This is a genomic window from Micromonospora phytophila (assembly GCF_023656545.1).
GTDB classification, from domain to species: Bacteria; Actinomycetota; Actinomycetes; order Mycobacteriales; family Micromonosporaceae; genus Micromonospora; species Micromonospora phytophila.
Map to the genome: position 1 here is coordinate 21,499 of NZ_JAMOKF010000042.1, position 6,157 is coordinate 27,655.

A 6,157-nucleotide genomic window follows, 5' to 3' on the forward strand; every position below is an offset into this window, starting at 1 on the left:
AGCCGGTTATGCCCTGGCAGCGAGGCGTTCGACTTCTTGCGCCGTGCCGTCCGCGGCGTCGTCGTCCATAACAGACGCCAGTGCGGCGCTCAGGCCGGTGAGGACCTCGCGGTCGCCGTCGTCCTGCGGTTCGTACTCGGCAAGACACAATCCGGCGATGGTGAACCGCGAGGCGAGGTCGCGCACGGCGGTGATGAGCTGTTCGAGGGTCAGCCCGCCCGGCTCGGGCGTGCCGACGGCGCCGAACACCTCAGGGTCCAGCACGTCGAGGTCGATGTGGAGGTAGACGCAGCCAGCACCGGTGGCGGCGACCTCGTCCACTAGAACGGACGGGTTGGCCAGTCCTGCCGCCGCGACGTGCCGAATCCGGTGCTCAGCCACGAACGCCCGTTCCCCGAGATCGAGCGCGCGCACACCGGCCAGCACCACCTGGTCCGGCCGCAACGCCTTGGCCGGGGCCAGCTCGCGCGGGCCATCTCCGAGCAAGGCCCGCAAGACCATGCCGTGGAACGCGCCGGACGGCGACGAGGCCGGGGTGTTCAGGTCGCCGTGCGCGTCGAACCACACCACGGTCAGCCGGTCGCCATGCGCGGCCACGGCCGCCTCAATGGGGGCCAGGTCGACACCGCAGTCCCCGCCGACGGTCACAACTGTCCGCCCGCGCGCCCGAGCGTTGGCGTGGGCGGCGCGTACCGCGCTCAGGTTCGCCGCGAGCGTGTCGAGTGCGGCAACGCCGTCGCGGGAGTCGGCCGGTTGGCCGTCCGTGTCGACTCGCACCCGTTGCCCGGCGGGGAACAGCCCGACCAGCGCGGACGCGCCTTGCCGCAACCGGTACGCGCCACGTGAGCCCGACCCCTGCCATTGCGGTACTTCCAGGACCGTGACGCCCAGCACCCCCACACCCGCTCTCTGCATAATGAGTCGTCGGAATGCATATTGTTCCACAAGCCGGGTGAGTCCTCAGATGGGGCGGATCCGGGGCAGTTGGCCGTATCGCACCGAGTGGACCTGAATACGCCCGCATGGATCGCCACGAGGGCGCTGGGACGGGAGGAGCCAAGTATCCGGATCTGCCGCGAAGCGCTCGTCACGGAAGGTAACTGGATCGCAGGGTGCCTGCATCCGGACGTGCCGATGAGCGGAAAATCGATCATGTCAGCAGCGAAGCGCTTGCTCCTCACGCGGCGTCATGCCACATAGTCGGTGGCGTGGAGGAGCACCTGACCGTGGGGCGTGTGGCGCAGTTGGCCGGCGTCAGCGTCCGCACACTGCATCACTATGACGAGATCGGCCTCCTGGAGCCGTCCACGCGGACTGCGGCTGGGCACCGGGCCTACTCCGCGAACGATGTGGAGCGACTCCGGAGGGTGCTCGCCTACCGGCGGCTCGGCTTCGGATTGCGGGAGATCGCGGATCTGGTTGACGATCCGGCCACCGACGCAGTCGCGCACCTGTGCCGGCTGCGTGGCCTGCTGATGGACCAGCGCGACCGCGCTGCCGCGATGGTGACGGCCATAGACAGGGAACTGGAGGCACGGGCAATGGGGATCAGGACGACGCCAGAGGAGCAACTAAAGGTGTTCGGCGCGCAGTTGTACGACGCCATCGGATCCGCTTACCCAGCGACGCGGCGCACCGAGCCACGGATCGCCGCGCGCATCTGGGACGCGCTGGGGGATGCACGAACGGTGCTGAACGTCGGGGCTGGCACCGGCTCCTACGAACCACCCGACCGCGACGTCACCGCGGTGGAACCGTCGGCGGTCATGCGGGCGCAGCGTCCCGTGGGCGCGGCGCCGTGCGTGGCCGCCGCTGCGGAGAGTCTGCCGTTCGAGGACCAGTCCTTTGACGCCGCGATGGCGGTCAGCACCGTCCATCACTGGCCGGATCCGGTCGCCGGGCTGCGTGAGATGCGGCGTGTGGCCCGCCGCGTGGTGGTGTTCACGTACGACGCCGATGACACCGGCTGGCGTCAGCGGTTCTGGCTCACCCGCGACTACTTACCTGAGTTCGCTGAGCTTCTCGTCGGCTGGCCGTCCCTGGCCGACCTGACCCGCGCGATCGGAGGACGCGCGGAGCCGGTGCTCGTCCCGTGGGACTGCGCTGACGGCTTCTTCGAGGCGCACTGGCGCCGGCCTGAGGCGTACCTGGACGAACATGTACGCCGCGCGGTTTCGGTATGGACCAGAGTCGGACCGCAGGCTGAGCAACGTGCAGTCAGCACACTCCGCGAAGACCTTTCCTCAGGCAGGTGGGCCGAGCGCAACCGCGACCTCGTCGCCCTCGACACGGCAGAGCTCGGTCTCCGCCTGCTCGTAGCCTGAACCACCGTGCACGAGAACTCCGCCAGAGCTGACCGTCGGGATCATTAGATACTGCCGCGGCGACGCTTGGCCCTCCGTGGCGCGCTCAACCTGGACGTCCTTGCCGTACAGGTCGAGCTTGGACTTGTCGGTCCACCGCATGAGCTGCATGAGAGAGCGACGCGCAGATCCGGTGCACGCTCATGCCGCCGACCGTGCGTCACGTGGACGACTAAGCCGTTGTGGCTCGGGCACCGGCGGTGTGCTGCTGGTTTCCTGCGGTGTGCCGGACGACCTGGATACCGGCGGTCGTGGTGGTCACGAGTGCCACGGATGCGGCGACCAGCAGCAGGGTGGTCTCGGCCAGGACAGTGCGCATGTACTCGCCCCCGTCTGCGGTGGCGGACAGGTACTGCACGGCTGCGATCAGGTTGAAGGGTACGGCGACGATCGCGCTTATCCGCCACCACGCCACTGGCTCTGTGAGTGAGACCGGTGGTCCGGTGCGCCGGGCCCGGATGACCCAGTTGGCGACGCCGGACCAGGCGGTAAGCAGCGTGAGAAACAGCAGACAGAACATCGCTGCGGACAGCTCGCGAAGCGGCACGATGGTGTCGAGCATGTCCACCGTGCCGGACCCGTCGTGGGTCACTACACCGATCCGGTGCTCGTACGCTGCGAGGGCGACGATGGTGTGGAAGACGTCAACGACCGTGAGGGCGACAAGGGCGGTCACGGCGGTGCGGGCACCGGGCATCTGGCGACGATAGCTGAAGGGGAAACATCGCTTGAGCGCTGATTCTTAGTGCTTCTCGTCGTTAATTCGTCGGGGGTTGCGTCCAGGCGGTGGGATCGTTGAGGTAGAGGCCGCAGGCGCAGTCGAGGGCTTCTTCCGGGCTGCCTGCGGGCAGCCCGTTGGGCAGGACGGAGTCTTGGTAGCCGTCATGGCTGGCGAGGTAGATCGCGAAGCCCCACCTGCTGGCGGAGCCGCCGTAGCGTAGCCGGCACAGCGGCAGGGTGGTGCCGTCGGCGAGCCGCGCGTCGACGTAGGCGAAGATGCCGTGATACCGCACGGGTACGGCTGTCAGGGCAGGCCAGCGGGTGCGGGCGTGCGCGCTCAGGCGTTGACGCAGGCTGGTCTTGGTCGACTCGGGTGGGGGCTTGGCCACGACTGCCATCCTGCCCCACCGCTGTGCCGGCGTGTCGGTGCCGGCGCGGGGGCGGTGCGGGTGGCCCCCGACGAACCGCGCGACTGTGCAGACCTGCTGCAGCACAACGCCTGGGTCCACGAGTGCGTTCGCTTGGACTTCGGAGGACCCGACAACGCCTCCGGAGGCTGGCACCTGGGTGACTCGTCGCAGTGGGAACCGCAGCGCGACGACGTCCCATCCTGGTTCGACCCCGGCGACAACCTCATCCCGTGGGGACACACCGGCAACGGCGACCTGCTCTTCTGGCACGTCAAGCCTGGCGCGGCTCCCGACGACTGGCCGGTGGTGTTCAAGGAGGAAGGGCCGTATTGGGAGCAGTACCAGGCCGGCTTCTCCGTGGCCCTCGTCGGCTTACTAACGGGTGAGATTCAGTCCGATTACCTGAGCCGTTGGCTTGGAGGATCCCACTCCTACACGCCCTGAAGCGAGCCGTCGGACCATGCTCAGGCATCCGGTCATGCCGCGATCAGCGCGCTACGGACGTCTACGTGACCGCTCGGGGCTCGCGGTGCGGATCTGCCGATGTTAGTGCGGAGTGGAAGGTTGGTTGATCGGCAGTATCAGGCCGTCCCGGCAACACCATACGCGGCGAGCCATACCCGTATGGCTTGGTCGGCCCAACGGTGCAGATCGGCCTTGTCGTGGCGCTCGCGGACCGCGAACATCGCCTCGTTGAGTGGGATCGACAGGATCAGGTAGTTCAGGTGCTGTGCCGCCAGCAGCGGGTCCGGTGCGTGGACCAGTCCGCGCTCGGCGAGCCGGGCGATGGCGCGGGCGAGGGTCGCGGCGCCGCGTTCGGGTGCGCGCCGATGCCAGGTGCGGGCCAGTTCGGGGAACCGGCCGGCCTCGCCGATGATCATGCGCCGCAGGTGGATCAAGTGGGGTTGCGTGACGGTGCTGACATGTTCGCGGGCGAAAGCACGCAGGTCGCGGGCCAGGTCGCGGGACTCGGCCAGTGATTCGGTCAGCGGTGAACCTGAGCGCTCCGCTTCAGCGATCGCGTTGGTGATGACGGCCTCGAAGAGCGCCTGCTTGTCGGCGAAGTGCGCATAGAGCGTGACTTTCGAGGCTGCTGCGCGAGCGGCGATCCGGTCCATGCTTGTACCCCGGTAGCCGTGTTCCAGGAACTCCGCCAGGGCAGCATCGAGAATCGCCTGACGCTTCTGCTCTTTCCGCACCCCTCAACTGTACTATACCGTTCAGTTCATGAAGGCTGTCATTACGTCCCGGGACGGGACCCGCATCGCGTACGAGCAGAAGGGCTCCGGCCCGACGGTCATCCTCATCGACGCCGCCGGACACTTCCGCGCCAACAGTCCGCTGGGTGAACTCGCCACCCTGCTGGCCGAGGACTTCACCGTCGTCCGGTATGACCGCCGCGGCCGTGGCGCCAGCACCGACACCCCGCCGTACGCCCCCGCACGCGAGGTGGAAGACCTAGCGGCGTTGATCGACGCGGTCGGCGGGGCGGCGACGCTCTACGGTTACTCGTCCGGCTGCCTGGTCGCGCTGCATGCGGCTGCAGCCGGCCTGGCCGTACGTCGTTTGGCCTTGCTTGAGCCGCCGATCGAGCCCGCAAGCGACAATCCAGAGCAACGAGCGTTCACCGCTCAACTGCGGCGCCTCACCGGCGCGGATGCGGTGGAGTTCTTCCTGACCAGCATCGGTGTGCCCGCCGAGACCCTCGCCGGCATGCGGGACACGCCGCACTGGTCCGCCATGGTCTCCGTCGCATCCACGCTGGCGTACGACAGCATGCTCAGCGAAACCGTCGACGCGGACCTGCTTCGACACGTCACGGCACCGACGCTGGTACTGGACAGCACGGGCAGCACCACCGATCTGACTCACATGGCAACGGTCGTAACGGAGTTGCTTCCCCAGGCCGTTCACCGCAGCCTGCCCGGCGGGTGGCACGGCGTGCCTGCGGGCACCCTGGCCCCAGTGCTCAGCGAATTCCTTCGCTGAAGCCGAGGGGCGACCCGCGGAAGAAGCCGTCCGAGTGGTTAATGCGGGAGCGACGGAAGCGCGGCGCCACCATCCGGATCTGCCGCGTGGCGCTCGTGACCGAAGGTGACGTCGGCGCCGGTGCTGGCGTCCGGTCGTGCCGATGTGCCGATGAGGGTGCGTCACGCAGTGACCCTCCTACCCAAGAGTCGACCCGAATCGGCATACCCGTGCCGGCCATAGAACCGCACGGCGTCAGCGTTCCGGTGATCGATCCCGGCGGACAGATAGCCAATCCCTTGGGCCGCAGCCCAATCCTGCGCCGCCTCGAGCAACGCCGAACCGATCCCTTGGTTCCGCGCCTCATCCGTTACCACCGTGTGGATCTGCGCCGAGGGCTCAGGCCGCAGTACCTGATCAACTCGCTGGTCGACGACGAAACGGGCGAGCGTTTTGTGGCCGAGCACCCAGATCCCGCCCTTCCCTGAGCTGGCGCCCGCGCCGCGCGACGTCCTGTACGACGAACGCACGCATCTGCCGCTGTCCGCGCGTTGGTAGCAACTGGCGCCGTGCGCTGTCGTGCTGAGTTGCGGGGTGTCGGACGGGCTCACCGCCTCGCTCCGTCAGACAGGGGAGGACGAGAGCGCCTCGGCGATCATTCGGTGGCCTTGGGCTTCGAACGACTCGTCGCCTACT

8 protein-coding genes are annotated in these 6,157 nt (G+C 68.1%); 3 read left to right on the forward strand and 5 right to left on the reverse strand.

Annotation, left to right across the window (positions count from 1 at the left end):
* Window positions 1-6: 6 nt before the first annotated feature.
* Window positions 7-894, reverse strand: coding sequence for an arginase family protein (locus NCC78_RS08815; protein WP_250793264.1), 888 nt, complete (start codon window positions 892-894; stop codon window positions 7-9).
* 314 nt (window positions 895-1,208) lie between these two features.
* Here NCC78_RS08815 and NCC78_RS08820 point away from each other — a divergent pair, with 314 nt between their 5' ends.
* The gene (locus tag NCC78_RS08820) at window positions 1,209-2,324 is read left to right on the forward strand and encodes a MerR family transcriptional regulator (protein ID WP_250793266.1); all 1,116 of its coding nucleotides are present in this window, start codon (window positions 1,209-1,211) and stop codon (window positions 2,322-2,324) included.
* Window positions 2,325-2,535: 211 nt separating this feature from the next.
* Here NCC78_RS08820 and NCC78_RS08825 read toward each other — a convergent pair whose 3' ends face one another.
* Window positions 2,536-3,060 (reverse strand): hypothetical protein, encoded by a 525-nt coding sequence (locus NCC78_RS08825; protein WP_250793268.1) that lies wholly within the window; start codon window positions 3,058-3,060, stop codon window positions 2,536-2,538.
* 61 nt (window positions 3,061-3,121) lie between these two features.
* A complete protein-coding gene (locus NCC78_RS08830) occupies window positions 3,122-3,472 on the reverse strand; it encodes a hypothetical protein (protein ID WP_250793270.1) in 351 nt (116 codons plus the stop codon).
* Window positions 3,473-3,604: 132 nt separating this feature from the next.
* Between NCC78_RS08830 and NCC78_RS08835 the strand changes: the two genes are divergently transcribed.
* Window positions 3,605-3,937 carry a hypothetical protein gene (locus NCC78_RS08835; protein ID WP_250793272.1) on the forward strand — a complete coding sequence of 111 codons (333 nt, stop codon included), beginning with the start codon at window positions 3,605-3,607 and terminating at the stop codon, window positions 3,935-3,937.
* Window positions 3,938-4,074: 137 nt separating this feature from the next.
* Here the strand turns inward: NCC78_RS08835 and NCC78_RS08840 are convergent, their stop codons facing one another.
* Window positions 4,075-4,692: a TetR/AcrR family transcriptional regulator gene (locus NCC78_RS08840; protein ID WP_250793274.1), complete on the reverse strand. Its 618-nt coding sequence runs from the start codon at window positions 4,690-4,692 to the stop codon at window positions 4,075-4,077.
* 28 nt (window positions 4,693-4,720) lie between these two features.
* Between NCC78_RS08840 and NCC78_RS08845 the strand changes: the two genes are divergently transcribed.
* The gene (locus NCC78_RS08845) at window positions 4,721-5,482 is read left to right on the forward strand and encodes an alpha/beta fold hydrolase (protein WP_250793276.1); all 762 of its coding nucleotides are present in this window, start codon (window positions 4,721-4,723) and stop codon (window positions 5,480-5,482) included.
* Between the two features lie 161 nt (window positions 5,483-5,643).
* Here the strand turns inward: NCC78_RS08845 and NCC78_RS32475 are convergent, their stop codons facing one another.
* Complete coding sequence (locus NCC78_RS32475) at window positions 5,644-6,072, reverse strand: GNAT family N-acetyltransferase (RefSeq protein WP_372495092.1); 429 nt, start codon at window positions 6,070-6,072, stop codon at window positions 5,644-5,646.
* Window positions 6,073-6,157: the final 85 nt, after the last annotated feature.

What these genes read in the sequence shown, in the direction of transcription:
- NCC78_RS08825 (WP_250793268.1), bottom strand. Translation starts at nt 3,060, where the DNA reads ATGCCCGGTGCCCGCACCGCCGTGACCGCCCTTGTCGCCCTCACGGTC.
- NCC78_RS08845 (WP_250793276.1), top strand. Translation starts at nt 4,721, where the DNA reads ATGAAGGCTGTCATTACGTCCCGGGACGGGACCCGCATCGCGTACGAG.